This is a genomic window from Mycobacterium sp. (genome assembly GCF_035640695.1).
Taxonomy (GTDB): Bacteria; Actinomycetota; Actinomycetes; order Mycobacteriales; family Mycobacteriaceae; genus Mycobacterium.
Genome location: NZ_DASQVQ010000028.1, coordinates 27,500 through 53,675, shown reverse-complemented (window position 1 = coordinate 53,675; position 26,176 = coordinate 27,500). Strand labels below are relative to the sequence as shown.

At 68.0% G+C, this 26,176-nt stretch carries 25 protein-coding genes; 15 read left to right on the top strand and 10 right to left on the bottom strand.

The annotated features are described in order from the left end of the window. Positions 1-1,127 precede the first annotated feature (1,127 nt). Positions 1,128-1,775, bottom strand: a complete 648-nt coding sequence (cei, locus tag VE759_RS03635) for an envelope integrity protein Cei (protein WP_324928319.1) — start codon at positions 1,773-1,775, stop codon at positions 1,128-1,130. Positions 1,776-1,939: 164 nt separating this feature from the next. On the opposite strand from cei, the gene VE759_RS03630 reads away from it, so the two are divergent. After that, on the top strand, positions 1,940-2,242 hold the full coding sequence (locus tag VE759_RS03630) for a DUF4193 domain-containing protein (protein WP_024445904.1): 303 nt from the start codon (positions 1,940-1,942) through the stop codon (positions 2,240-2,242). 40 nt (positions 2,243-2,282) lie between these two features. Here the strand turns inward: VE759_RS03630 and VE759_RS03625 are convergent, their stop codons facing one another. Continuing rightward, a complete protein-coding gene (locus VE759_RS03625; RefSeq protein WP_324928314.1) occupies positions 2,283-2,759 on the bottom strand; it encodes a DUF3093 domain-containing protein in 477 nt (158 codons plus the stop codon). Between the two features lie 25 nt (positions 2,760-2,784). Between VE759_RS03625 and dut the strand changes: the two genes are divergently transcribed. Further along, positions 2,785-3,249, top strand: a complete 465-nt coding sequence (gene dut, locus VE759_RS03620) for a dUTP diphosphatase (RefSeq protein WP_324928312.1) — start codon at positions 2,785-2,787, stop codon at positions 3,247-3,249. Next, the gene (locus tag VE759_RS03615; RefSeq protein WP_324928310.1) at positions 3,249-3,908 is read left to right on the top strand and encodes a DUF3710 domain-containing protein; all 660 of its coding nucleotides are present in this window, start codon (positions 3,249-3,251) and stop codon (positions 3,906-3,908) included. The genes dut and VE759_RS03615 overlap by 1 nt, the downstream gene beginning before the upstream one ends. Positions 3,909-3,914: 6 nt before the next feature. Here the strand turns inward: VE759_RS03615 and VE759_RS03610 are convergent, their stop codons facing one another. After that, the gene (locus VE759_RS03610) at positions 3,915-4,613 is read right to left on the bottom strand and encodes an alpha/beta hydrolase (RefSeq protein WP_324928308.1); all 699 of its coding nucleotides are present in this window, start codon (positions 4,611-4,613) and stop codon (positions 3,915-3,917) included. 124 nt (positions 4,614-4,737) lie between these two features. Between VE759_RS03610 and VE759_RS03605 the strand changes: the two genes are divergently transcribed. Both VE759_RS03605 and VE759_RS03600 read left to right on the top strand, forming a co-directional pair. After that, positions 4,738-5,109 (top strand): OB-fold nucleic acid binding domain-containing protein, encoded by a 372-nt coding sequence (locus VE759_RS03605; protein ID WP_324928306.1) that lies wholly within the window; start codon positions 4,738-4,740, stop codon positions 5,107-5,109. 107 nt (positions 5,110-5,216) lie between these two features. Continuing rightward, positions 5,217-5,810: a DUF3159 domain-containing protein gene (locus VE759_RS03600; RefSeq protein ID WP_324928323.1), complete on the top strand. Its 594-nt coding sequence runs from the start codon at positions 5,217-5,219 to the stop codon at positions 5,808-5,810. Here VE759_RS03600 and VE759_RS03595 read toward each other — a convergent pair. Together VE759_RS03595 and VE759_RS03590 are read right to left on the bottom strand one after the other, a co-directional pair. Continuing rightward, complete coding sequence (locus VE759_RS03595) at positions 5,800-6,468, bottom strand: TrkA family potassium uptake protein (protein ID WP_324928304.1); 669 nt, start codon at positions 6,466-6,468, stop codon at positions 5,800-5,802. The genes VE759_RS03600 and VE759_RS03595 overlap by 11 nt on opposite strands. Further along, entirely contained in the window at positions 6,465-7,136 is a 672-nt protein-coding gene (locus VE759_RS03590; protein ID WP_324928302.1) for a TrkA family potassium uptake protein, read from the bottom strand. The genes VE759_RS03595 and VE759_RS03590 overlap by 4 nt, the downstream gene beginning before the upstream one ends. Before the next feature lie 95 nt (positions 7,137-7,231). On the opposite strand from VE759_RS03590, the gene VE759_RS03585 reads away from it, so the two are divergent. Next, a complete protein-coding gene (locus VE759_RS03585; protein WP_324928300.1) occupies positions 7,232-9,229 on the top strand; it encodes an APC family permease in 1,998 nt (665 codons plus the stop codon). Continuing rightward, entirely contained in the window at positions 9,226-10,449 is a 1,224-nt protein-coding gene (locus VE759_RS03580) for a class I SAM-dependent RNA methyltransferase (protein ID WP_324928299.1), read from the top strand. The genes VE759_RS03585 and VE759_RS03580 overlap by 4 nt, the downstream gene beginning before the upstream one ends. A gap of 8 nt (positions 10,450-10,457) precedes the next feature. Here VE759_RS03580 and VE759_RS03575 read toward each other — a convergent pair whose 3' ends face one another. Both VE759_RS03575 and VE759_RS03570 read right to left on the bottom strand, forming a co-directional pair. Further along, a complete protein-coding gene (locus tag VE759_RS03575) occupies positions 10,458-11,759 on the bottom strand; it encodes an ArsB/NhaD family transporter (protein ID WP_324928297.1) in 1,302 nt (433 codons plus the stop codon). A gap of 3 nt (positions 11,760-11,762) precedes the next feature. After that, the gene (locus VE759_RS03570; protein WP_324928295.1) at positions 11,763-12,206 is read right to left on the bottom strand and encodes a CBS domain-containing protein; all 444 of its coding nucleotides are present in this window, start codon (positions 12,204-12,206) and stop codon (positions 11,763-11,765) included. Positions 12,207-12,463: 257 nt separating this feature from the next. Here VE759_RS03570 and dxs point away from each other — a divergent pair, with 257 nt between their 5' ends. From dxs to VE759_RS03555, 3 genes are read left to right on the top strand one after another with little or no spacing between them, the layout of a single operon-like run. Next, positions 12,464-14,377, top strand: a complete 1,914-nt coding sequence (dxs, locus tag VE759_RS03565) for a 1-deoxy-D-xylulose-5-phosphate synthase (protein ID WP_324928293.1) — start codon at positions 12,464-12,466, stop codon at positions 14,375-14,377. 8 nt (positions 14,378-14,385) lie between these two features. Beyond that, positions 14,386-15,279 (top strand): alpha/beta hydrolase, encoded by an 894-nt coding sequence (locus tag VE759_RS03560; protein ID WP_324928291.1) that lies wholly within the window; start codon positions 14,386-14,388, stop codon positions 15,277-15,279. 23 nt (positions 15,280-15,302) lie between these two features. Beyond that, on the top strand, positions 15,303-16,196 hold the full coding sequence (locus tag VE759_RS03555) for an alpha/beta hydrolase (protein WP_324928290.1): 894 nt from the start codon (positions 15,303-15,305) through the stop codon (positions 16,194-16,196). Here the strand turns inward: VE759_RS03555 and VE759_RS03550 are convergent. Continuing rightward, complete coding sequence (locus VE759_RS03550) at positions 16,193-17,473, bottom strand: ribonuclease D (RefSeq protein WP_324928288.1); 1,281 nt, start codon at positions 17,471-17,473, stop codon at positions 16,193-16,195. The two genes, VE759_RS03555 and VE759_RS03550, sit on opposite strands and share 4 nt — an antisense overlap. A gap of 78 nt (positions 17,474-17,551) precedes the next feature. Further along, positions 17,552-18,133 (bottom strand): DUF3000 domain-containing protein, encoded by a 582-nt coding sequence (locus VE759_RS03545; protein WP_324928286.1) that lies wholly within the window; start codon positions 18,131-18,133, stop codon positions 17,552-17,554. Positions 18,134-18,268: 135 nt separating this feature from the next. Between VE759_RS03545 and hemE the strand changes: the two genes are divergently transcribed. From hemE to VE759_RS03520, 5 genes are all read left to right on the top strand, one after another. Beyond that, the gene (hemE, locus tag VE759_RS03540; RefSeq protein WP_324928284.1) at positions 18,269-19,318 is read left to right on the top strand and encodes a uroporphyrinogen decarboxylase; all 1,050 of its coding nucleotides are present in this window, start codon (positions 18,269-18,271) and stop codon (positions 19,316-19,318) included. Next, positions 19,315-20,742 carry a protoporphyrinogen oxidase gene (locus VE759_RS03535; protein WP_324928282.1) on the top strand — a complete coding sequence of 476 codons (1,428 nt, stop codon included), beginning with the start codon at positions 19,315-19,317 and terminating at the stop codon, positions 20,740-20,742. The genes hemE and VE759_RS03535 overlap by 4 nt, the downstream gene beginning before the upstream one ends. 5 nt (positions 20,743-20,747) lie before the next feature. After that, positions 20,748-21,443 carry a hydrogen peroxide-dependent heme synthase gene (gene hemQ, locus VE759_RS03530; protein WP_324928280.1) on the top strand — a complete coding sequence of 232 codons (696 nt, stop codon included), beginning with the start codon at positions 20,748-20,750 and terminating at the stop codon, positions 21,441-21,443. 104 nt (positions 21,444-21,547) lie between these two features. Further along, a complete protein-coding gene (locus VE759_RS03525) occupies positions 21,548-22,291 on the top strand; it encodes a class I SAM-dependent methyltransferase (RefSeq protein ID WP_324928278.1) in 744 nt (247 codons plus the stop codon). Between the two features lie 128 nt (positions 22,292-22,419). Continuing rightward, positions 22,420-24,831: a bifunctional diguanylate cyclase/phosphodiesterase gene (locus tag VE759_RS03520; RefSeq protein WP_324928276.1), complete on the top strand. Its 2,412-nt coding sequence runs from the start codon at positions 22,420-22,422 to the stop codon at positions 24,829-24,831. Between the two features lie 21 nt (positions 24,832-24,852). On the opposite strand, the gene aftC is transcribed toward VE759_RS03520, so the two are convergent. Beyond that, positions 24,853-26,166 (bottom strand): arabinofuranan 3-O-arabinosyltransferase, encoded by a 1,314-nt coding sequence (aftC, locus tag VE759_RS03515; protein WP_324928274.1) that lies wholly within the window; start codon positions 26,164-26,166, stop codon positions 24,853-24,855. Positions 26,167-26,176 lie beyond the last annotated feature (10 nt).

The window sequence follows — 26,176 nt, the reverse complement described above, 5'->3', positions numbered from 1 at the left end:
TCTGGGTCGACGGTCGGCTGGGTGACGTAGACGGTGCACTCGGTGTCGGAATCCCAGAATCCAATGCGCCGGGCGAGGTGCAATTCATTCGGGGCTGGGACGGCTAGGCGAAGAACAGTCATGTTCGTCCTATCAATCGGGCCGCCGGCTGATGTTGCTGCCGGGGGCGCCTATTGTGTGCTCCTGGCGTGGTTTGGCTAATACGGCTAGGTAAGTATCCCTCCAAAGCGGTTCCGTACCGTCTCCTTCGGCCAGTGACCAGCATTTTTCGCGGTCGGCACCGGCCGGGAACAACGCAAAAATCATAGCGGCGACACCTACCACTCGAGCTGGCAACGCATTAGGGCTGCTAATTTTCATTGCTAGAGCCAAATCTAAGGTCGGGAGCGCAAGTTATCGCGGGCCGCATTCGCGTTTACGAGGCGGGCCACGGTGTTTAGTTGCCCGGGGTAGTGGATGAAATGATCTGAGCCGATTGACGCGTGGGTGGCTCCGTTGCAACGGTCGCCGCCGTATCGGGCGGTGGTTCGAAAACAACGGTCTGCACGTCCGGCCGAGGGCACAGCGAGGTGGGTTCGCGCCGGCCACGCTACAGCGATGCCAGCCGTGGCAACGTCGCATGACGAGGTTGCTGTGACAGGAACCGCTATTACCGTCCCTGCCGCCGCGCACGGTTCTGTCGTTTGCGCGGGTGCAAATCGGGGTTGTCGCAGCGGTTTCCCACGCGCAAGTCGCTTGTGATCGTTTTGCGGATCAGCACCCTCTCACTTCGCGCCCGCATGCCGCATGGGGCGCGAAGCGGTACCCGGGAGTCGGTGAAATTCGGTTTTCGCTGCCGGCGCGGACCAGCGCGCAATCGGCACCGTGTTGCGCGGGATGGGTGAACGTTAGCAATGAGTCGCGGCCCCCGCGTGTCGGCAGGACATCAGCTCCGACGTTTGGCTTTCCGCCCTGTTCTCATTGTTGTGTCGTCGAATATGCCGGTGAGAATTCGGGATCACCCAATCTTGGGCGGCGTAGCTGAGCGTCCGACAATACGGTCACCAGCAACTTAACCAGCCAGCCGGCGCGAATTTCGCCACCACCCTCGTGTGGGCGGTAACCGCCGCGGCAGCGACCTTTCGCCGTCAGCAGGCGTTCGAATGAATCTCGGACAGCAGCGACAAGTCGGGCGGCGCGGTCGCGTCGGGCCGCAGGGTGGCAAGCGTCGCGTCAATGGCGTCGCTGTGTGCGAGCGTGGTGAACTCCGTGCCGAGGGCCAGGTCGACCGTGTCATCCGGTCGTTGGTCTTGAAACAGCTCCATACACGGGGCCACCAGCCAGACCGCCGCGGCGGCTGCCTGGCCCGCGGTCCCGAACCTGAGTTGTCCCTGACACGTCAGCCGGGTGTTGGCATAGATGGGGTCGTTGGCCGCGGTCGGTTGCCCGAATCCGAGGTCGCGCAGCGCACCCGCCACATCGCCGGCCTGACCGCCTTGACCGCTGGCGTTGAGCACCCGGATTTTGGTGTCTACCAGGCGGGCGGGCGCCACTTCGGTCATGGTGGATCGCGACACCTGGGTGCCCAGCCTTGGCGCCGACGGATCGGCGGCGGGCGGTGGGTTGCACGCGACCGCCTCGTGGACCTGGTTCGGCCGGGTCAGCGCGATCACCCAAATGATGGCGGTGATCACGAACATGACCGCGAACACGATGATGGCTGGTCGGTGGTTGCGTCGCCGGAAGGGGCGTCCCCGCTTGTCGAAGGCCGTGCCTTCGGTGATTTGAGCGACCACATCTGAACTGTAAAGGCACTGTTTCGGTAGCCTCTGCGTGGGCCACCAGCAAGTGTGATGCAAATCACACTTGAACATGCCATAATCCGGGCACGAATCCGTTAGGGAATGCGTTCGACGCTGGTACACAGCTCTGCTGCCACGGTTTACGAGGGGACAAGACGATGGCTACGGACTATGACGCGCCACGGCGTACCGAGACCGATGATGTGTCCGAAGACTCGCTGGAGGAGCTGAAGGCGCGTCGCAACGAAGCGCAGTCGGCCGTGGTCGATGTCGACGAATCAGAATCCGCGGAGTCCTTCGAGCTGCCCGGCGCCGACCTGTCCGGCGAGGAACTGTCGGTGCGAGTCATCCCGAAGCAGGCCGACGAGTTCACCTGCTCCAGTTGCTTTCTGGTGCACCATCGCAGCCGTCTCGCCAGCGAGAAGAACGGCGTGATGATCTGCACCGACTGCGCCGCCTAGCCGACTGCGCCGCCTAGCCGACTGCGCCGCCTAGCGGCTCTCAGCTCTGCAGCGCGACCAGCACGCGGTCCGGATGGCGCGTGCTCACCAGCCAATACGGCGTGGGATCGTCGAGGTCATCGAGGACGAGCAGCACCATCGGCCCGATCCAGGCCCGATGCAGGACGTACGCGGCAGGATCGAGCTGGCGACCGAGCGCGGCGAATTTCGCCGACCGCGGAACTTTCGCCTGGCGCGCGATGACGTCGACCGGAAGGTGCGCCTGTCCCGCCCACAACTCGACCTGCCCCGGTTCACCCGCGACACGTACCTCGATTCTGCCCAGCCACACCAGTGCCGCCGCCGCGACCAAGAACAGCGCCGCGAACGCGACCCAGTCCGGCAGGTTCCGCGCGGCCTGGTTCACCTCGAGTGCAATCAGCGCCGCCACCCCGAACGCCGGTGGCCACCACCACCACGGAACCCACAACCGCTCGCGATAGCGCACCGTTTGCGACGTGGCGCGCGTATCGGACACCCGGCCAAGGGTAATCTCTAACGTCGTGTCCACCCCTCTGGCCGTCGTCCGTTTGGACCCCGGGCTGCCGATGCCCAGTCGCGCCCACGAGGGCGATGCCGGCATCGATCTTTACAGCGCCCAAGAGGTCGACCTGGCACCCGGACAGCGGGCCCTGGTGCCGACCGGTATCGCGGTGGCCATTCCGTTCGGGATGGTGGGGCTGGTACATCCGCGGTCGGGTCTTGCGGCGCGCGTGGGGCTTTCGATCGTCAACAGCCCCGGCACCATCGACTGCGGCTACCGCGGTGAGATCAAGGTGGCGCTGATCAATCTCGATCCGAGCACCCGCATCATCGTGCATCGCGGCGACCGCATCGCCCAGCTGCTGGTGCAGCGGGTGGAGCTGCCCGAGCTGATCGAGGTGACCTCATTCGACGAGGCCGGGCTGGCCGCGACGTCGCGCGGTGACGGCGGCCACGGTTCGTCCGGCGGGCATGCGAGTTTGTGATGGCTGACGAACAAGACGAATTCGAAGGTCCGTTCGACATCGACGATTTTGACGATCCCGAACAAGCGACGGTGGGCCGCATCGATCTGGGCTCGGTATTGATTCCGATACCCGAAACCGGCCAGCTGCAGGTGGAACTCACCGAGACGGGCGTGCCGAGCGCGATATGGGTCGTGACGCCGCATGGCCGGTTCACCGTCGCGGCCTATGCCGCGCCGAAGAGCGGCGGGCTGTGGCGCGATGTGGCCAAGGAACTGGCCGACGCGCTGCGGAAGGATTCCGCCAAGGTCAGCGTCGAGGACGGGCCGTGGGGCCGTGAGGTCGTCGGCGCCACCAACAGTCTGGTCAGGTTCATCGGTGTCGACGGCTACCGCTGGATGATCCGCTGCGTGGTCAACGGCCCATCGGAAGGCATCGCGACGGTGACCGAGGAGGCGCGTAACGCGTTGGCCGACACCGTTGTTCGCCGCGGCGACACGCCGATGCCGGTGCGCACGCCGTTGCCGGTGCAGCTGCCCGAGCCGATGGCCGCTCAGCTGCGGGCCGCGGCCGAACAGGCCGCCGGTGAGCAGGGCGTCCCGCAGCGGGACGAGCCGCCGCAGCCGGCAGCCCGCCGTACCGCTGCGATGCAGCAGCTGCGCACCACGATGGGCGGCTAGGCGCACTCAGACGTCGGTGAGCGCCGCGAGGCAGGCGGCGCCCAGCGCGCTCGGATCGGCCCCGATCTCGGCCAGCGTGACCGTGCGCAGCGCCGCCCGCGGCGCGGCGGCCACCCATTCCACGCCAACCTCCAGCGGATGCACCGGGTCGTCGACGGCAGACACCACCCCCATCGGGGCCGCGAGACCTTCCAACTCCCGGCACGACGGCGCGACGTAGCGCGACGCCTCCTCCAATGCGTCGGGCAGGTCCGGCCACTGTCCGACCCACGACCGCGTCAGCTCGTCGGCCAGCCACTCGGGGCTCGTCGAACGCATCTGAGCGGTTGCTGCGACCAGCCCGTCGCGGCGCAGCGCGTGCGCAGACTGCCGCGCCGCCAGTGCCGCCGGGGCAACTTCGGGCGAACCCGTCCACGCGGGCAGCGCGGCCAGCACGGCGACGGCACGACCGGGGTGGGCCAATGCCCAAGCGGCGGCCACCGCGGCGCCGATCGACACGCCGCCAACCGCGATCGGTGCTTCCCGGGCAGCGCTGTCGAGGGCGCCGGTGTACCCGCCGATCAGCCCGTCGGGCTGCGGCGGCTGGGCCATCACCAGGGCGCCGACGTCGTGCAGGGGCCCGGAAAACGCCCGGTAGACGTAGTCGTCGTCGGAACCGGTGCCGGGCAGCAGGACGGTGCACACCCCGCGCAGGTTGACAGCCATCACCCGATCCTGCCCGGCCAGCAAAACAGGTCGTGGACCGGGCCCGGTGCGGCGTGGCGCTGCGGTTCTAACAGGTCTACCGTTGCGGTGGCAGGGTGAAAAACCCACAACAACAGGAGAGGCCATGGCCACGGCCGAAGGATATCTGCGCCGCCTCACCCGCCGGTTGACAGAGGACCCCGAGCAACGTGACGCCGAAGAGCTGACCGACGCGGCCACCAATACCGGCGCGCACCGGGCGATCGATTGCCAGCGCGGCCAGGAAGTGACGATGGTCGGCACTTTGCGCAGCGTCGAGGCGAACGCGAAAGGCTGCGCCGGGGGAGTGAAGGCCGAGCTGTTCGACGGCACCGACACGGTCACACTGGTTTGGCTCGGGCAACGCCGAATTCCCGGCATCGAGTCCGGGCGCACGCTGCGGGTGCACGGCCGGCTGGGCAAGCTCGAGAACGGCTCCAAGGCGATCTACAACCCGCACTACGAGATTCAGCGGTGACGGCGGGCGCTGACGCCGACCGGTCCGACGGCCGGGCGGCCGAAGAACCGCAATCCGACCAGCATGCGCCGCCAAATCAAACCGGCGCGCAGGCGCTGCTGGCGCAGATGGGCGGCGTCAGCGGGCTGATCTATTCGTCATTGCCGGTGGTGGTTTTCGTGCCAGTGTCGACGACACTCGGGTTGCTGCCGGCCATCGGCGCGGCGTTGGCAGTGGCAGCACTGGTGCTCATCTGGCGGCTGTGGCGACGTGAGTCCGCCCAGCCGGCGATCTCGGGCTTTTTCGGCGTCGCGGTGTGCGCCGTGATCGCATACCTGGTGGGCGAGAGCCGGGGCTATTTCTTGCTGGGCATCTGGACTTCGCTGCTCTGGGCGGTGGTCTTCGCCGCGTCGGTGTTGATGCGACGACCGGTGGTCGGCTACATCTGGGGCTGGTTCAACGGCCACGACACCGGTTGGCGCAAGGTGCGACGCGCGGTGTGGGCGTTCGACATCGCCACCCTCACCTGGGTTGTGGTGTTCGCCTCGCGGTTTTTCGTGCAGCATCGCCTCTACCAGGCCGACCAAACCGGCTGGCTCGGGGTGGCCCGCATCGCCATGGGCTGGCCGCTCACGGCGCTGGCCGCGCTCGCGACGCTGCTTGCCATCCGGGCCGCCCAGCGCGCGGTGCGGCGGAGCCGGCCCGCGGCCGCTACGGAATAGCCGGCTTCAGCAGCAGGTCGCGCAGCTGGTCCTCGACCTCGGGCACCGCGACGAACAGCAACTCGTCGCCGCCCTCGAGCGGCTCGTCGGCCGCCGGGACGATCACCCGCGGACCACGCACGATGGTGACCAGCGCGGCGTCGCGCGGTAGCTGGAGCTTGCGCACCGGGCGGCCGCCCCACGCGGTGTCGTCGGGCAGCGTGATCTCGACGAGGTTGGCCTGGCCCTTTCGGAACTCGATGAGCCGCACCAGATCTCCGACGGCGACGGCCTCCTCCACCAATGAGGCCAGTATCCGGGGGGTCGACACCGCGACATCCACCCCCCACGCGTCGTCGAACAGCCACTCGTTGCGCGGGTCGTTGACCCGCGCCACCACCCGCGGCACCGCAAACTCGGTCTTGGCCAGCAGACTGACCACCACGTTGGCCTTGTCGTCGCCGGTGGCGGCGATCACCACGTCGAACTCCTCCATGTGCACCGACTCCAGCAGCGACAGCTCGCAGGCGTCGCCGAGACGCCAGTGCGCCGACGGGATCGCGTCGACGTCGACGTGGTCGGGATTGCGTTCCAGCAGCGTCACGTCGTGGCCGCTCTCGAGGAGTTCCCGAGCGATCGAGCGGCCCACCGCGCCCGCCCCGGCGATCGCGACCTTCATGCCTCGAGGTCCTCGCTGGGCGGCCGCGCGGCGATGGCCATCGTCTCGGCGATGTGCCCGGACACCGCCGCGACGTACACCTGGTCGCCGGCCTGGATCACGGTCTTCGCGTCGGGCAGCACGCCGCGGCCGAACCGGATCATGAACGCCACCCGCGAGCCGGTGGCCGCCTCCAGCTCCGTCACGCGGTGGCCGACCCAGTCCTCGTGCAACGCCACCTCGGTGACGCCGACATGGCCGGTCGGGTCGCGCCACTTGGTGGTTTCGGTCTCACCGGTCAGGATATTGAGCAGGCGATCGGTGGTCCACGGCACCGTCGCGACGGTCGGGATGCCCAGCCGCTCGTAGACCGCCGCGCGCTTGGCGTCATAGATGCGGGCCACCACGCGCTTGATCCCGAACGTTTCGCGGGCGACCCGCGCGGAGATGATGTTCGAGTTGTCGCCGGACGACACCGCCGCGAACGCGCCGGCCTCCTCGATGCCCGCCCGCTGCAGCACCTCCCGGTCGAAACCCATGCCCACCACCCGTTCACCGGAGAAGTCCGGGGACAGGCGGTGGAAAGCGGAGCTGTCCTTGTCGATGATCGCGACTTCATGTCCGATTCGCGACAAGCCGTCGGCCAGAGATGCGCCGACGCGGCCGCACCCCATCACCACTACGCGCACTGCGGGGTCCTTTCGACTGCGTCGAGCGGCCGGCGACGGTGAACTACCGGCACAACCGTACAGCGGCTACCCCGGGGCGAATAGTCTTACTCCTCGTGTCCAAGGTCATGACCGCCGCGCGCCGGCTGGTCCTCGGTCGGCCCTTCCGCAGCGACCGGCTCGCCCACACGCTGCTGCCGAAGCGGATCGCGCTGCCGGTCTTCGCATCCGATGCGCTGTCGTCTGTCGCATATGCGCCGGAGGAAATTTTCCTCGTGCTGTCGGTGGCCGGCCTGACCGCCTATGCGATGGCGCCGTGGATCGGTCTGGCGGTGGCCGCGGTGATGCTGATCGTGATCGCGAGCTACCGGCAGAACGTGTATGCCTACCCGTCGGGCGGCGGCGACTACGAGGTGGTGACCACGAACCTCGGGCCCACCGCCGGGCTCATCGTCGCTAGCGCGCTGCTGGTGGATTACGTGCTGACGGTCGCCGTTTCAATGTCCTCGGCGATGTCGAACATCGGATCGGCAGTGCCGTTCGTGGCCCAGCACAAGGCGCTGTTCGCGGTCATCGCGATCCTGATCCTGACGTCGATGAACCTGCGCGGCATCCGGGAGTCGGGCACCGCCTTCGCGATCCCGACCTATGCGTTTATGGTCGGGATGTACATCATGCTGGCTTGGGGTCTGTTCCAGATCTACCTGTTGGGCACCCCGCTGCGCGCCGAGTCGGCCGGATTCCAGATGCATTCGGAGCACGGCGACGTGCTCGGCTTGGCCCTGGTTTTCCTGGTGGCGCGGGCGTTCTCGTCCGGCTGTGCGGCGCTGACCGGTGTCGAGGCGATCAGTAACGGCGTGCCGGCATTCCGAAAGCCCAAGTCCCGCAACGCCGCCACCACGCTGCTGCTACTGGGGGTCATCGCGGTCAGCCTGTTCCTGGGCATCATCATGTTGGCCAGGGAGACCGGTGTGAAGATCGCCGAGCGGCCCGGCGAGCAATTGATCGGTGCACCCGCCGGCTACCACCAGAAGACTCTGATCGCGCAACTGGCCGACGCCGTCTTCCACGACTTCACGCCGGGTCTTTGGATCATCGCCGGCGTGACCGCGTTGATCCTGGTGCTGGCCGCCAACACCGCATTCAACGGCTTCCCGGTGCTGGGATCGATTCTCTCCCAGGACCGTTACCTACCCCGCCAGCTGCACACCCGCGGCGACCGGCTGGCGTTCTCCAACGGCATCTGGTTCCTGGCGTTCGCGGCGATCGCGTTCGTCGTCGCGTTCAACGCCGAGGTGACCGCGCTGATCCAGCTGTACATCGTCGGCGTGTTCGTGTCGTTCACGCTGAGCCAGATCGGCATGGTGCGGCACTGGACGCGGCTGCTGCGCACCGAAACCGACGGCGCGGCGCGGGCGCGGATGATGCGCTCGCGGGCGATCAACACCGTAGGCTTCATCTGCACGGGCACGGTGCTGATCATCGTCGTGCTGACAAAGTTCGTCGCCGGCGCGTGGATCGCGATTCTGGCGATGTCGGCCATCTTCGTGATCATGAAGATGATCCGCCGGCACTACGACACCGTCGCCCGGGAGCTTGCCGAGCAAGCCGCCGCCGAGGACGGGGACATGGTGCTGCCCAGCCGCAACCACGCCATTGTGCTGGTGTCGAAGCTGCATCTGCCGACGATGCGCGCGCTGGCGTACGCGCGGGCCACCCGGCCCGACACGCTGGAAGCCATCACCGTCAACGTCGATGACGCCGAAACGCGCGAGTTGGTGCACAAGTGGGAGGAAAGCGACATCAGCGTGCCGCTGAAGGTGATCGCCTCGCCCTACCGCGAGATCACCCGCCCGGTGCTCGACTACGTCAAGCGGGTCAGCAAGGAGTCGCCGCGCACCGTCGTTACGGTGTTCATCCCCGAGTATGTCGTCGGGCATTGGTGGGAACAGCTGCTGCACAATCAGAGTGCCCTGCGGCTCAAGGGTCGGCTGCTGTTCATGCCGGGCGTGATGGTGACTTCTGTTCCGTGGCAACTAAATTCGTCGGAACGGCTCAAGACGCTGCAGTCTCAGCATGCACCGGGCGACGTCCGCCGCGGCTTCCTCGCGTGATCGAAACCGGCACTGAACTCACGCTGAGGACCAAGGCTCCGGCCAACGGCGGCAGCTGCGTTGCCCGCCACGACGGACGCGTGGTGTTCGTGCGCTTCGCGCTGCCGGGAGAACGGGTGCGGGTCCGCGTCACGGCCGACCGGGGGGCATTCCTGCACGCGGAGACGATCGAGGTGGTCGAGCCGTCGCAGGATCGAATTCCGTCGTTGTGCCCGATCGCCGGCGTCGACCGGTCCGGCTGCTGCGACTTGGCATTCGCCGCACCGCGGGCCGCACGAACCCTGAAGGCCGAAGTGGTGGCCAATCAGTTGGCCCGGCTCGGCGACCACCAATGGTCCGGCGCAGCCGAACCCGTCGGATCGGGATCGCCGACCGGGTGGCGGACGCGCGTCCGGCTGGCCGTCGGGGCGCACGGCGAGCAGGCCGGCCGCGCCGGCTTTCACCGCTACCACAGCGCCGAACTGGTCACCACGCTGCTGTGCGGTCAGCTGGCGGCGGGAATGCTCAACGGGTTGGCAAAACGACGGTGGCCGCCCGGCGCGGAACTGCACGTCGTCGTCGACGACGCCGGACGGCGCCATGTGGTCTGTTCGCACCGGGTCCGTCGCGGACACCGACACGAGGTCATCGAGGGTGCCGGCACATCCGAGCAGCGGGTTGGGCTGCGCCGCTGGCAGGTACCGGTCATCGGGTTCTGGCAGGCCCATCGCGACGCCGCGAGCATCTACAGCGAGTGGGTGGCCGGGTGGGCGCAACTGGAGCCGGGCATGACGGCGTGGGACCTCTACGGCGGTGCCGGCCTTTTCGCCGCGGTGCTCGGCGACGCCGTCGGCGCGGGCGGTCGCGTGGTCAGTGTGGACATCTCGCCGGCGGCGGCCCGTGCGGCGCGCGCGGCGCTGGCGGACCTCCCGCAGGTCGAGGTGGTTTCCGACTCGGTGCGGCGGGCGCTGGCCGCGCAGCGAGTGCCGGCCGACGTTGCCGTTCTTGACCCGCCGCGCGCCGGGGCGGGGCGCGAGGTGATCGGCCTGCTGGCCTCCGCCGGCGTGCGCCGTGTCATCCACATCGGTTGTGATGCAGCGTCTTTCGCGCGAGACGTGGGCCTGTATCGCCAGTGCGGCTACGCGGTGGAGGAACTGCGCGTGTTCGACTCGTTTCCACTCACCCACCACGTGGAATGCGTGGCCGTTTTCACCGGCCAGGGCCGCACATCCGGCCGCTAGCCGAACAGCTACCCGAACACGAAGTACCGCAGCCACAGGTAGATGGCCGACAGCCCGATCGACACCACGGTCACCAGCGCGCCCTTTCGGGTGAATTCCCAGAATGAGATCCGATCGCCTGCGCGCCGGGCGATTCCGAGCATCACGACGTTGGCGCTGGCACCGACGGCGGTCAGGTTGCCGCCGAAGTCCGCGCCAAGCGCAAGCGCCCACCACAGCGCGTCTTGGTGGACCTGACCATGCAACGCCGCCGACAGCTCGCCGACGATCGGCGTCATTGTGGCCACGTACGGGATGTTGTCGATGATGCCGGACACCGGTGCCGAGACGCCGAGGATCAGCATCCCGGTCAGCAGCGCGTTTCCGCCGGTCAACTCGGTCGCCGAGCGGGCGAGGTGGGCGACGACGCCGGTCTTCACCAGCGCCCCGACCATAATGAACAGCCCGGCGAAGAACAGCAGCGTCTCCCACTCGACGCCGGACAGGTAGTCGGACCGATCCAAGCGCGACAACAGCACAAGAATGCCCGCGCCCAGCAGTGCCACGATCGACGGCGCGATGTGCAGCACCGAGTGGGCGACGAATGCCGCGAACACCGCGACCAGCACCACGGCGCACTTGATAAGCAGCGCCGGATCGCGGATCGCCTCCCGCTCTTCCAGCGACAGCACGTCGGCGACCCGATCCGGGTCGACGTCGAACGAGCCGCGGAACAACCGCGGCAACAGCGCGACGAAGACCACCATGACGATCAGCACGATCGGCGTGGTGTGGACGAGAAAATCGTTGAAGGTCAGACCCGCCCGGCTGGCGATGATGATGTTGGGCGGATCCCCGACCAGCGTCGAGGTGCCACCTATGTTGGAGGCGAACACCTCGGCGATCAGAAACGGCGCCGCGCGGATGGCGAGTCGGTCGCAGACCAGCAGGGTGACGGGGGCGATCAACACGACCGTGGTGACGTTGTCCAGCAGCGCCGACGCAAACGCGGTGACCAGCACCAGCAGCACCATGATCCGCATTGGGGAGCCCTTTGCGCGTTTGGCCGACCAGATCGCGATGTATTCGAAGACCCCGGTCTGCCGCAGTACGCTGACGATGATCATCATGCCGAGCAGCAAAAAGATGACGTCCCAGTCGATTCCGGTTTCGCGCGAGAAAAACACGTCGTCGGAGTCGATCGTGTTCAGCACGGCGCCGACCGCGACCACGATCGCCGCGCCGGCGAGTGCGATGAGTGTCTTGTTGACGCGATCGCTGGCAATCAGCGCATAGGCGACCACGAAGACCGCGATCGCGAAGAAGGTCATCGGTCAACGCGTCAGCGCCGCAGCCAACAGACGCGATGCGGTGATCACCCCGTGCAGCTTGCCATCTTTCATCACGGCGAGCAGCGGACTCCTCAGCCGCGCCATGATTGCGGCCACCTCGATGATCGTGTCATCGGCGTTCGCCGCGGGTACATCGAGCAGATGCTCCGGCAGTACGTCGCGCACCGTCTTGCCGCCCAACTTGTCGGCGGCGCGGTCGGCCATTGACTCGTTGAGCACACCGGCAAGCGAGGGATCGTCTTGGACGTACTGCGGCACGATGAACCGCACCACCTGCGACGCGGGCAGGATCGCGTATGGCTTACCGGACGAGTCAGTGACGACGATTCCCGGCAGGCGGTGCTCGGCGAGCATGCGCGCCGCCTCCAGCGCATCCGAGTCGACGGTGACGACGGGGAAGTCTTCGGCGATCTCCTCCGCGTGCATACGAGCACGATACGACCGGCGGTCACGGTTGACGGCGAGAGCGGACATGGTGGCCTTTCGCGGACCGGCTACTGACCACCGACCCGACTTCCCGGCACACCCGCACGAAAATGTAGTCGAACCCGGCAGCCCGCACGAAACCTTTTTCCGGAGCATTCTCCGATGCCCTTTTCGAAGGCCTTCGCCAAGGGCTTTTCCGGGCCTTTCCGGCAGGGTTTGTCAGGACCGCACGGCGACGGCATGCGTACACTGACCGAATGCTTGAACAGATCCGCGGTCCCGCTGATCTACAACACCTTTCCCAGCAACAGTTGAACGCGCTGGCCGAGGAGATCCGCCAGTTCCTCATCCACAAGGTCGCCGCCACCGGTGGTCATCTGGGGCCTAACCTCGGAGTCGTCGAGTTGACCCTCGCGCTGCACCGGGTGTTCGACTCGCCCCACGACCCGATCGTGTTCGACACCGGGCACCAGTCCTACGTGCACAAGATGCTGACCGGGCGCTGCCAGGACTTCGACAGCCTGCGCAAGAAGGGCGGGCTGTCCGGTTATCCGTCCCGCGCCGAGAGCGTGCACGACTGGATGGAGAACAGCCACGCGTCGACAGCGCTGTCGTACGCCGACGGCCTGGCCAAGGCGTTCGAGCTGACCGGGCACCGCAACCGTCACGTGGTCGCGGTGGTCGGCGACGGCGCGCTGACCGGAGGCATGTGCTGGGAGGCGCTGAACAACATCGCGGCCGCGGGCCGGCCGATCGTGATCGTGGTCAACGACAATGGCCGCAGTTATGCCCCGACGATCGGCGGGTTCGCCGACCACCTGGCCGCGCTGCGGCTGCAACCCGGCTACGAGAAGCTGCTGGAGGGCGGCCGCAAGGCGGTGCGCGGCATGCCCGTCATCGGCGAGCTGTGCTACCACGCCATCCACAGCATCAAGGCGGGCCTGAAGGATGCGCTGGCCCCGCAGGTGATGTTCACCGACCTCGGCGTGAAGTACGTCGGGCCAATCGACGGGCACGACGAGCACGCGGTCGAGGTGGCGCTGCGCCACGCACGCGGCTTCAACGCGCCGGTGATCGTGCACGTCGTCACCCGCAAGGGCATGGGCTATCCGCCCGCGGAGAACGACGAGGCCGAACAGATGCATTCCACCGGGGTCATCGACCCACTGACCGGGATGGCCACGTCGGTGGCCGCGCCGGGGTGGACGTCGGCGTTCGCCGACGCGTTGGTGTGCTACGGCGCCAAGCGCCGCGACGTCGTGGCGATCACCGCGGCGATGCCCGGGCCGACGGGCTTGATCAAGTTCCGCGAGCGCTTCCCGGGCCGGTTCTTCGACGTGGGCATTGCCGAGCAGCACGCGATGACGTCGGCGGCCGGGTTGGCGATGGGTGGGCTGCACCCGGTGGTCGCGATCTATTCGACGTTCCTCAACCGGGCATTCGACCAGATCATGATGGACGTCGCGATGCACAAGCTGCCGGTCACGATGGTGCTTGACCGCGCGGGCATCACCGGCCCCGACGGCGCCAGCCACCACGGCATGTGGGACCTGTCCATGCTCGGCATCGTGCCCGGCATGCGGGTGGCCGCGCCGCGCGACGCCACCCGGCTGCGCGAGGAGCTCGGCGAGGCGCTTGACGTCGACGACGGCCCGACCGCCATCCGGTTCCCGAAAGGCGATGTGGGCGGGGACATTCCGGCGATCAACCGGCGGCACGGCGTCGACGTGCTGGCCCTGCCCGCGACCGGGCTCTGCGAGGAGGTGTTGCTCGTCGCGGTCGGGGCGTTCGCGTCGATGGCGCTGGTGGTGGCAGAGCGGCTGCGTGACCAGGGCATCGGCGTGACGGTGGTCGACCCGCGGTGGGTATTGCCGGTGCCCGACGCGGTGCGCGAGCTCGCGGTGCGCCACAAGCTGGTGGTCACGCTGGAGGACAATGTCGTGGGCGGCGGCGTCGGGTCGGCGGTGTCGGCGGCGCTGCGCCGGGCCGAGGTCGACGTGCCGTGCCGCGACGTTGGGTTACCGCACGCGTTCCAGGCTCACGCGTCGCGCGGCCAGGTGTTCGCCAACGTCGGGCTGACCGATCAGGACGTGGCCCGCCAGATCACCGGCTGGATCGCCGCGTTGGGCAGCGCCGACGCCGAGTCGGCTGTCAGCGAACAGGTCGACTGAGTCCGGGTGTGAACCAGCGCGAAGACGTCCGGATCTCCTCCCACGGTGAGCAGCTCGCCGCTTACCTGTACCGGCCGAAGAAGACCAGCGGCGACATGCCCTGTGTTGTGATGGCCCACGGGTTCTCGGCGACCCGCGACGACGGCTTGCCCGGCTACGCCGAGGCATTCCGCGACGCGGGGTTCGTCGTTGTGCTCTTCGACTACCGGCACTTCGGCGCCTCGACCGGCGAGCCGCGCCAGCTGCTCGACATCGCTCGCCAGCACGACGACTACCGCGCGGTCGTCGACTGGGCACGTCGACTGGATGGGGTCGACCCCGACCGGATCGTGCTGTGGGGTTCGTCGTTAGCCGGTGGGCACGTGCTGGCGGTCGGCGCTACCGATCCGCGCATCGCGGCGGTCGTTTCGCAGGCGCCGTTCACCGACGCGATCCCGACGCTCATGTTGGTGCCGCTGCGCAACCAGGTCCGGATGCTGCTCGCCGCGCTGCGTGACCTGGCCGGCGCGTGGCGTGGCCGGCCGCCGGTTCTGTTGCCGGCCGTCGGTGAGCCCGGCACCCTCGCCGCGATGACCGCGCCAGAGGCCAAGCCCGGCTTTGACGCCCTCGTCGGGCCGGATTCTAAGTGGCGCAACGAATTCGCCGCGCGACTGATGCTCAGCTTTCCGTTCTACCGGCCGCGTCTGAAGGCGTCGAAACTGACGATGCCGCTGCTGATGTGCGTGTGTGAGCGGGATGCGACGACACCGGTCGCGCCGGCGCTGAAGGCGGCGCAGCGTGCGCCCGGCTCGGAGCTTCGGCGCTACCCGTACGGTCATTTCGACATCTACCACGATCCCGCGGTGAAGGCGGATCAGGTCGCGTTCCTGCAGCGCACGTTGGCCGGCGCGGCGACACAATGACAGCACAATGACAGGGTGGGATTGTGGACGCCGAACTCGAAGACTGGAAATCGCGTGGGAACTATTTCGACTACCTGGGTTTCGACGTCTTCTACCGCACCGAGGGCACCGGACCGCGGCTGCTGCTGATCCACGGTTACCCGTTCAATTCGTGTGACTGGGCGCCGATTTGGCCCACGTTGACGAAACGCTTCAGTGTGATCGCCCCGGACATGCTGGGCATGGGGTTCTCCGACAAGCCCGTCCGGTACGAGTATTCGGTGCCCGACCACGCCGACATGCACGAGGCGCTGCTGGACCATCTTGGTGTCGACAGCTGCCATGTCGTCGCCCACGACATCGGTGTCTCGGTTGCCCAGGAGATGCTGGCCCGTCACGACGCCGCCCAGCAGTCCTACCGGCGGTTCCGGATCGAGTCGATCACATGGCTCAACGGTGGCCTGTTCAACGAGGCATACACGCCCCGGCTGATACAGCGGCTGATGTCGCGCACCCCGGTGGGCGAGCTCGCCGGCCAGCTGCCCCGCGTGGTGTTGTCACGACGACTCCTCGAGCGTGCCATCGACGAGTTGTTCGGGCCGAACACCAAACCGACCGCACGGATGCACGAGCTGTTCGACCAGATCCTGGAGTTCAACGACGGCAAACGAGTCAGCCACAAGGTCGGCCGCTTCATCAACGACCGCTACGTGTACCGCAACCGTTGGGTCCGCGCGATGCGGCAGACGACGGTGCCGATGCGGTTCATCGACGGGCCGGTCGATCCGAACTCCGGCAGGCACATGGCCAACCGCTACCGCCAGCTCATCGATGATGCGGATGTCGTTGTGCTGGACGACGATATCGGGCACTGGCCGCAGATCGAAGCGCCCGAGGCGGTACTGACCCACCTGTTCGACTTCCTCGGCCGCGCTTAGTCGGCGGCTTGCTCCGCGCTGTCGGGTGACAGCGCCTTGGCCAGCACCGGCACCACAAGCTCGCGCTGCCATCGTCTGGCGCCGCCGTCGCGCAGGAAGGTCTCGACCGCTTCCGCAGCGTTGTCGGCGCCCGGCCAGTCCCAGCACAGCCGTCGCACCAGGTCCGGACTGACGAGGTTTTCGATGGGCACCGACACCCGCTGCGATACTTCGGCCAGGCCGTTGCGCACCGCGGTCAGCCGCGTGGCCGCCTCGGGTTTGCGCCTGGCCCACCGCGACACCGCCGGGGGACCCGTCGACGGTTCAACCGAATTCGCCGGCTCGGGATTGTCGCGGGCCCTGGCCAGTGCCGCCAGCCAGACGTCGGCGTGGCGGCGTTGCCGCGACCCGCCGAACACCGCCAGCGCGGTCAACTCTTCGACGGTCTTCGGGTCGACGGTCGCGGCCTGGATGATCGCCGAGTCGGGCAGGATCCGGCCCGGCGCGATGTCACGCCGCTGCGCAATCAGGTCCCGGGCGCTCCACAGCTCACGTACCGCGGCAAGCCCCTCGGCAGTGCGCACCTTGTGAATGCCCGACGTTCGCCGCCACCGGTCGCGCCGCGGCGGCGGGGGTTCGGCGGTGCGCACGTACTCGAATTCCTCGGCGGCCCATTCCGTCTTGCCCTGCCGGGCAAGCACCTCGGCCTCCGCCGCACGCAGGTCGATCAGCACCTCGACATCCAGCGCGGCATAGTTCAGCCAGGCCGGCGGCAACGGTCGCTTCGACCAGTCGGCCGCGCCGTGGCCCTTTGCCAAACCAAGGCCGAGCAGCCGCTGCACCATCGCGGCCAGGTTCACCCGTTCGTAGCCGGCCAGCCGCCCGGCCAACTCGGTGTCGTACAGCGCCGGCGGCCGTAGGCCGACGTCCGCGAGCGAGGGCAGGTCCTGGTCGGCGGCGTGCAGAATCCACTCGTCGGTGCGCAGCACCTCGGCGATCGGCCGCAGCCGTTCGGTCGGGTCGCCGTCGCCGCTGACCGGATCGATGAGCACGGTCCCGGCCCCGGCCCGCCGCACTTGGATCAGATACGCCCGGCTGGAATACCGGTACCCGGATGCACGCTCCGCGTCCACCGCGAACGGTCCTCGCCCCGACGCCAGAAGTCTTGCAGCCGAAGCTATTTCGTGGGCAGTGCTGGTGAGTTCCGGCACCCCGTCGGCGGGCAGCAGCAGCGGCGACGGCTCGGGCTCGCCGGGCTCCGGCTGCGAGTCGGGACCGACCTCGTCGACGTCGGTCATACCCCTAGTCGCTCCGCTCCTGCCCGCCGGACGGTCATTCCCCTAGTCGCTCCGCTCCTGCCCACCGGACGGTCATTTTCAGGCGCGCGAGCGCGAGCCCAGGTCCGTCACCCCCACCGGGGGCAACCCCGCCGCGTGTTCCAGCACCTCGCAGAACGCCTCAACGTGGACACCGAGGTCCGGGCTCGTTGCCGTCCACGACGCTCGCAGCTCCAGTTGGTGTGCGCGCGGCGGCCCGGAGATGTCGCCGTAGCGCACCGACGTGGTGGCGGTGACGGTGCCCCCGAGCGCGGTGACGTGCTGAGACCGCGACTCCAGCGCCTCCACCAGCCAGCTCCAGGCCACCTCGGGCAGCAGCGGATCGACGGCCTCACTGCCGTCCAGGTCGGCTTGGATGTAGGCGACCAGCCGCATGGTGCCGTCCCAGGCGTCGGCGCCGTCGGGATCGTGCAGCAGGATCAGCCGGCCGAACGCATCGCCTTCGGAGCGCTCCGGAACGATGTCGGTCTCCGGGTGGCGCACCTCGGCACCGAGCGCATAGCTGAACGGCGCGAGCCGCTGCGGTGGCCGGATAGGCCCGAGTTCGATCTCGGGTCGCACGATTGCGGCGTTCATCGCCGTGACGGCCGCGCGGAAGACAGCCGGTTCGGCATGGGTCACAGGTCGACGCTAGTCCAATTGCGTCGGCGCGGTCGCAGACGCGCCGAATCCGCCCCTCCCGGGTCGCCGATCTCCCGCCGGTCCCCGATTGCTGCGCCCCCTGCCCGCCGCGAGGTCGTGGCAGCATGGAAGGCCATGAGTACCCGCCGTGACCTGCCGAATTCCGCCTATTTGGCCGCCGCGACCGGGCGCAAGCCCCCCCATGTGCCGGTCTGGTTCATGCGGCAGGCCGGTCGTTCGCTGCCCGAGTACCGCGCGTTGCGCGCACAACACAGCATGCTGGCGGCCTGCTTTGATCCCGAGCTGGTTTGCGAGATCACGCTGCAGCCGGTGCGCCGGCACAAGGTCGACGCCGCGATCCTGTTCTCCGACATCGTCGTGCCGCTGCGGGCGGCGGGTATCGAGCTGGACATCGTGCCCGACGTCGGCCCGGTGATCGAGCATCCGGTGCGTTCTCTCGCCGACGTTGCCGCGTTGAAACAACTTGAGCCCGAACAGGTTTCCGGAGTCGGCGAGGCCGTCGGGTTGCTCGTCGACGAGCTCGGCGACGTTGCGCTCATCGGATTCGCCGGCGCGCCGTTCACGTTGGCGTCGTATCTGGTCGAAGGCGGCCCCAGCCGCCACCACGAGCACACCAAGGCGATGATGCTCGGGGAGCCGGCGACCTGGCACGCGCTGATGACCGCGCTGACCGACATCACGATCGCGTTCCTGCGCGTGCAGATCGACGCCGGCGTCGACGCGATCCAGGTCTTCGACTCCTGGGCGGGCACGTTGTCGCTGGCCGACTACCGGCAGTACGTGTTGCCACACAGCGCAAGGGTTTTCACCACGCTCGCCGGCGCCGGTCTGCCGATGACGCACTTCGGAATCGGCACCGCCGAGCTGCTCGGGGCGATGTCGGCGGCCGGGGCGACCGTCGTCGGCGTCGACTGGCGCACGTCGCTGGTCGACGCCGCGGCGCGCATCGAACCCGGCAAGGCGCTGCAGGGCAACCTCGATCCGGTCGTGTTGCTGGCCGGTTGGCCGGTCGTGGCGGCGGCGGTGCGGCGCGTGGTCGACGATGGCCGCCGGGCGGTCGACGCGGGCGCGCGCGGGCACATCTTCAACCTCGGTCACGGTGTGCTGCCGGACACCGATCCCGACGTGCTGACCGACGTGGTGTCGCTGGTGCACTCGCTGTGAGCCGCGCCCACTCCCGAGCCGATTCCGGCGCCCATTCCGGCGCCGATTCTCGCGCCCATTCGCCGGCCCATTCGCGTGCCTATTGCGTTGTCGGCGGCGGTATTTCCGGCCTGGCGGCGGCGTATCGGCTGCGGGTGGCCCTGGGACCTGCGGCGCCGATCACCCTGTTCGAGCCGGCCGACCGGCTCGGTGGCGTGTTGCGCACGATCCAACTCGGCGGCCAGCCGCTGGACGTCGGCGCGGAGGCGTTCGTCGCGCGCCGTCCGGAGGTGCCGGCGCTGCTGGCGGAACTGGGCATGGCCGACGAGCAGCTGGACACCACCGGTGCGCGGCCGCTGATCTACGCCGGCGGCACCCTGCACCCGCTGCCGGAGCAGACCATCCAGGGCATCCCCATGACGGCGGCGTCGGTGCGCGGCCTGGTCGACGACGCGACCGTCGAGAAGGTCGCCACCGAGCCGACTCGCCCGCTGACGTGGTCGCCGGGCGCCGACCCCGCGGTGGCCGACCTGGTGTCGGAACGGTTCGGGCCACAGCTGGTGGCCCGGTCGGTCGACCCGTTGCTGGCCGGTGTGTACGCCGGGTCGGCGGCGACGATCGGCCTGCGCTCGGCGGTGCCGGGGGTGGCCGCGGCCCTGGACCAAGGGGCCCACAGCCTGACCGAGGCGGTCCGCACCGCGCTGCCGCCACCGACCGGTCGCTCGGTGTTCGGTGCGGTGCGCGGGGGATACGGCGTGCTGGTCGACGAGCTGGTCCGCCGCAGCCGCATCGACTGGGTGCGGCAGGCCATCGTTTCGGTGAGCCGAGACCTACGGGGTTGGCAACTGTGCGGCGAAGACGGCGACCTGTGGCACGCCGACGCGGTGGTGGTTGCGGTGCCCGCCCCCCGGCTGCCCCCGATGCTGACCGGCGTCGCACGCCGGACAGTGTCGGCCGCCGGCCGAATCCCGGTGGCGTCGTCGGTTGTCGTCGCGTTGGCGGTGCCCGCCGACACCCCGCTGCCCGACCGGTCGGGTGTGCTGGTAGGCAGCGGAGAACCGTTGCACGCCAAGGCCATCACGCTATCCAGCCGCAAGTGGGGTCAGCGCGGCGATGTCGCGCTGCTGCGGCTGTCGTTTGGACGCTTCGGTGACGACGTGGCCCGCGGCGTCGGCGACGCCGAGCTGCTGGCGTGGGCCGTCGACGACCTCGCCGCCGCATTCGGGGTTAGGGTCGAGCCGCTTGAGGCGCACGTGGCGCGGTGGCTGGACTCGATGCCGCAGTACGGGCCGGGCCATGCCGGCCTGGTCGCCGAGATGCGCGCCGGGCTGCCACCCTCGCTGGCGTTGGCCGGCAACTACCTCGAAGGGATCGGCGTGCCGGCGTGCATCGCGTCGGGCACCGCGGCGGCCGCGTCGCTGGTCACGGCGACCGTGGCACCATAGAAGACATGGCCCGGCTGGATTTCGACGCGCTCAACTCGACCATTCGCTACCTGATGTTCTCGGTGTTCGCGGTGCGGCCGGGCGCACTCGACGAGGACCGGGCCGCGGTCGTCGACGAGACCGCGACCTTCCTCAAGCAGCAAGAAGACAACGGTGTGGTGGTGCGCGGGCTCTACGACGTCGCCGGGCTGCGGGCCGACGCCGACTTCATGATCTGGACGCACGCCGAGCGGGTCGAGGCGCTGCAGGCGACGTATGCCGACTTCCGGCGCACCACCACGCTCGGGCGGGCCACCACGCCGGTGTGGAGCTCGGTCGCACTGCACCGCCCCGCCGAGTTCAACAAGAGCCACGTCCCGGCGTTCCTGGCCGGTGAGGAGCCCGGCGCATACGTCTGCGTATACCCGTTCGTGCGGTCGTACGACTGGTATCTGCTGCCCGACGAGGAGCGCCGCCAGATGCTGGCCGAGCATGGCATGGCCGCCCGCGGTTACAAGGACGTGCGCGCGAACACGGTGCCCGCGTTCGCCCTCGGTGACTACGAGTGGATCCTGGCGTTCGAGGCGCCGGAGCTGCACCGGATCGTCGACCTGATGCGCGAGCTACGCGCCACCGAGGCCCGCAGGCACACCCGTGCGGAGACGCCGTTCTTCACCGGCCCGCGGGTGGCGGTGGAGCAGCTGGTACACGCGCTGCCGTAATTTCGACCAGATTGCCGCCACGGCTGTCGTCCCGCCAAAATCACGACCTCGGCGGCCGACATCACGACGCCCGGAATTCAAGTTCGGCGCCTACCCTCGCCGGTATGACTGCTCCCGTCGATCCGACCCGCTTCGAAGAGATGTATCGCGATGACCGCACCGCCCACGGCCTGCCTGCCGCCACGCCCTGGGACATCGGCGGCCCACAACCCGTGGTGCAGCAACTGGTGGCGCTGGGCGCGGTCAGGGGCGAGGTGCTCGACCCTGGTACCGGCCCCGGCCACCACGCGATCTACTACGCGTCACAGGGTTACGCCGCGACCGGTATCGACGCGTCGCCCGCCGCGATCGAACGTGCCCGGCAGAACGCCCAGCGCGCGGGGGTTTCGGTGAACTTCCAAGTGGCCGACGCGACGAAGCTGGACGGACTGGAGGGTCGGTTCGACACCGTCGTCGACTGCGCCTTCTATCACACGTTCAGCACCGACGAGATGCTGCAGCGGTCGTATCTGCAAGCGCTGCACCGCGCGACCAAACCGGGTGCGCGGCTGTATATGTTCGAATTCGGCACACACGACGTCAACGGGTTGAGCCTGCCCCGCTCCATTCCCGAGCAGAGTTTTCGGGAACTGCTGCCCGCCGGCGGTTGGCAGATCACATATCTGGGGCCTACGACGTATCAAGTCAACGTCAGCATCGAGGCGTTCGAGGCGATGGCCGCTCGAAATCCCGACATCGCCGACCAATTCCAGCCGCTGATCGAACGACTCCGCGTGATCGAACCGTGGCTCGTCAACGGCCGTGCTCACGCCCCGTTCTGGGCGGTGCACGCCACCCGCGTCGACTAGAACCACTCTTCCCGGCGTCGCAACGTTGCTAGTCTTTGATGGCCTCGTGCGCCGAGAGCTTCATCGCCGACGCCGTCGACCGACGCGCGGAGTGCCGGATTTTGCGTGGACTGTGCCATGGTCCACTGATGGGGTTGCCGAAGGTGGCGTGGATCAAGGGTATCGCCGCGGCGGCGGGCATTGTGTTCGCTGCCTGGCTGATCATGGGCTGGGGCGGCGCGTCGACGGTCCGCATCGTTGACGACGTCGGGCTACTGATTTTCGCGGTATTCGCCGCCGTCTGTGTCGGGTTAGCCGCGTGGTCGGCCCGCGGCCGGCAGCGAGCCGCCTGGTTTTGCCTGACGCTCGGGATCGTCGGTTGGGTCGTCGGCGAGGCGGTGAGGACCTACTACCAGGTGGTTCGGGGAATGGCATCCGCCCCGTTTCCGTCGCTGGCCGACGCGGGTTTTCTGCTGTTTCCGGTCGGCGCCTGCCTGGCGTTGGTGTTCTTCCCGGTCGGATATGCCGGCCGGTCGCAGAGCCGCCTCGTGCTCGACGGGCTGATCGTTGCCGGCTCGCTGTTCTTCATCTCCTGGGTGACCGTGCTGGAAAGCGTTTACCAGGCCGGCGGCGCAAACCGCTTCGCGTTGGGTCTGTCGCTGGCCTATCCGGTCGCCGATCTGGTGATCATCACCGTTGCGGTGCTGGTGCTGGCCCGGGCCCCCACCGGTCAGCGCATGGCGTTGGCGTTGCTGAGTGCGGGGATCGTTTTCATGGCGGCGTCCGACAGCGCGTTTGTGTATCTCGTCGCCCGGAATGCCTACAACAGCGGCAACGTCATCGACGCGGGCTGGGCAGCCGGTCTGTTGGCGGTGAGCATGGCTGCGCTGGCCGGTCGCCGGTCGCCACACCCCGATGCCGAGGCGGCGCAGGTGCCCTCCCAAGTTTCGCTGTGGTTGCCGTACGTGCCGCTGCTGTTGGCCGGCGCAGTCGGAGTCCGGCAGTTTTGGCCGAGCGTCGGATCCGGCCCGACGCTAGCCGTGGCGCTGCTGCTGGTAATCGCCGTGCTGGCACGGCAATTCATCGCCGTGGGGGAGAACCAGCGGTTGCTGGTGATGGTGGCCGATCAGGCATTGCGCGACCCGCTGACCGGTCTGGCGAACCGCACCCTGTTTCACGACCGGCTGACGCATGCGGTGCAACTGCATCAACGCGACCAGCGGCCGGTCGCGGTGTTGTCGCTTGACCTCGACGATTTCAAACTCGTCAACGACACCCTTGGTCATCCCACGGGGGACGCCGTGCTGACCCGGGCCGCCGAACGGCTACTCGGCTGCGTCCGGACCGGCGACACCGTCGCCCGGCTGGGCGGCGACGAGTTCGCCGTGCTGTTGGAGGGCGGAGTCGAGCACTCGCACCTGGTCGCGCATCGAGTGGTTGAGGCCTTCGACGAACCCTTCGTCATCCACAGTCAGAAGTTGTTGATGCGGCCCAGCCTCGGGCTGGCCGTGGCGTCGGCCGACAACCCTGGCCTGACCGCCGACACACTGCTCAAACAGGCCGATGTGGCAATGTATTCGGCGAAGCGTTCGAGGGCCGGCGGCCTGCATACGTTCACCCCGGAGATACATTCGATCGAGCCGGACGAACCCGACGCGGAAACGGAATCCGACGGAGCCGCCCGAGCCGGTGGCACGGGTACGGTCCGGCTGCTCGCCGAGCTGCGCGATGCCATCGACCGCGTCGACTTGAGCGTGCTCTACCAACCGAAGTTCGACCTGCGCACCGCCGACGTCGTCGGCGTCGAGGCACTGGTTCGCTGGCCGCATCCCGAACGCGGCCTGCTGGGTCCGGACCGTTTTCTACCGCTGGTCCGCCAGCATGGCCTGATGCGGGCCGTCACCGAACTGGTGCTGGCACAGGCCCTCGATGACGCCGCGCACTGGCATTCGAAAGGTATCGGGGTACCGGTTGCGGTCAACCTTTTCGCACCGTCGCTGGCAGACATGCATCTGCCCACACAGATCGCGCACGCGCTTGCCGACCGCCACCTGAACGCGGACGCGCTGATGGTCGAGATCACCGAAGACCTTCTGCTCGACAACGTCGGCCGGACTCGCGCGGTGCTGCATCGGCTGCGAGAGCGCGGGATCCGGATCGCCATGGACGATTTCGGCAGCGGCTATTCGGCACTGTGCTATCTGCGCGAACTGCCCATCGATGAGGTCAAGCTCGACCGGCAGTTCATCGCGCCGATAGTCGCCGATCCCCGGGCCGCGGCAATCGTCCGTGCCGTCATCGACCTCGCGCACGTCTTGGGTGTGACGACCGTCGCCGAGGGCGTCGAGAACGCAGAAACCGCGGGCAAACTCCGCGAGTACGGCTGCGAAGTGGCCCAAGGTTTTTACTACAGCCCGCCGGTCACATCCCACGTGATGCTGAAACTGCTTTCGGCGCCACGCCATAACGGTGCCGTCGGAGCGCTGCCGGGTCCCGATGCAACCCCGGCAATACCGACCCAGGATCAGGTCCTCACCACCCGGCTAACGCCACCGCCGTAAACACCCTCGGCGCGGGTGTCCTCACGCCTCCACGGTGGCTCGCTGCTCTTCCCTGCGCGGCTGCAACCAGGCCGGATCGAGGCCGGAATCGAGCCGATTCTCCGCCTTGGCGTCCAGGTAACGGAAGTACAGCACCGAGAACACCACGACGAGCATCAGTGACCAGCCCCAGGTGACCTTCATGTACTCCAGGAACCGGCCCGTCGTCGGCCAATGCCCGAGCAGCCACCGGTCCGCGCTCATGAAACCGTAAATCGCGACCCATGCGGGCCAGTTCCGGATCACCGAGTTCGGCAGCACCACCGTCATCAGGAACGGGAACAGCATCATCGAGTAGTAGCCCTGGCCCAGCGACAGCACCAGGAACGACGCGATCAGCAGCACGCCCGACGACGTGCAGAACCAGAACAGTGGATCGCGTGTGCGGTAGTAGCGATACAGCAGCCACAACGACGCCACCGCGATCACGGCGAATGCGATGCGCAACAAGACGATCAGCCAACCGGGCAAGCCGTAGTAGACGCCGTTGCCGAGAATCGAGCTGTTGAAGTAGTCACGGGTGCTGAAGATGTAGGGAAGCGTGCGGGTGACGAAGTTCATCGGATCGCTGACCAGCGGCCACGCCGCGGCGTTGAACAGCAGCGGCACCCCGATCGCGGTGACGATGCACCGCCATTGCCGGTTCAGCAGGGGCAACAAAAGCAACGGCGCCAGCACCGGTTTGACCACCAGGGACAAGCCGATCGCCACCCCCGCCCACCACTGATGGCTCGCCTTGCCGTCGAGCAACCACCGGAAGAACAACACCTCCAACAGCAGGACGCAGCCGTTGATGTTGCCGAAAACCAGTGTGTTCACCACGCTTTCGGTGCAGAACATCGCCGCCAACAGGGCCGGCGCGGCGACCGAGGTGATCGTGAAGCCGAACAGCCGAAGCAGGAAATACGCGGCGATGACGATCGCGACGGTGTTGATGGTGATGAACCAGTAGCGCGACGCGTCGACGGGCAGATAACCGAATGGCGCCATCAAGAGCGTGCCGCCGGGCGGATACAAGTAGTGCGGGTCGACGTAGTCGAGATGCTCGTTGTAGATGTCCCAGCCGCGCTTGAAATTGACCACCGCCCGATACACCGGCCCGTAGTCGTCGGTGATGTAGCCATTGGTGGCCAGCACGTAGCTGCGGTGAACGATGAAAATGATCGCCAGCGGCCACAGGATCGAGCGCAGCACCGCCGCCGTGCTCGGCGGGCTGGTGGGAGGCCGGAACGCGGTCAGCAGGGCGGCGCGAACCGGGCCAACCGGGCCGCCGCGGGTCCAGGCGCGTGGCGTCACGAGCGCACCA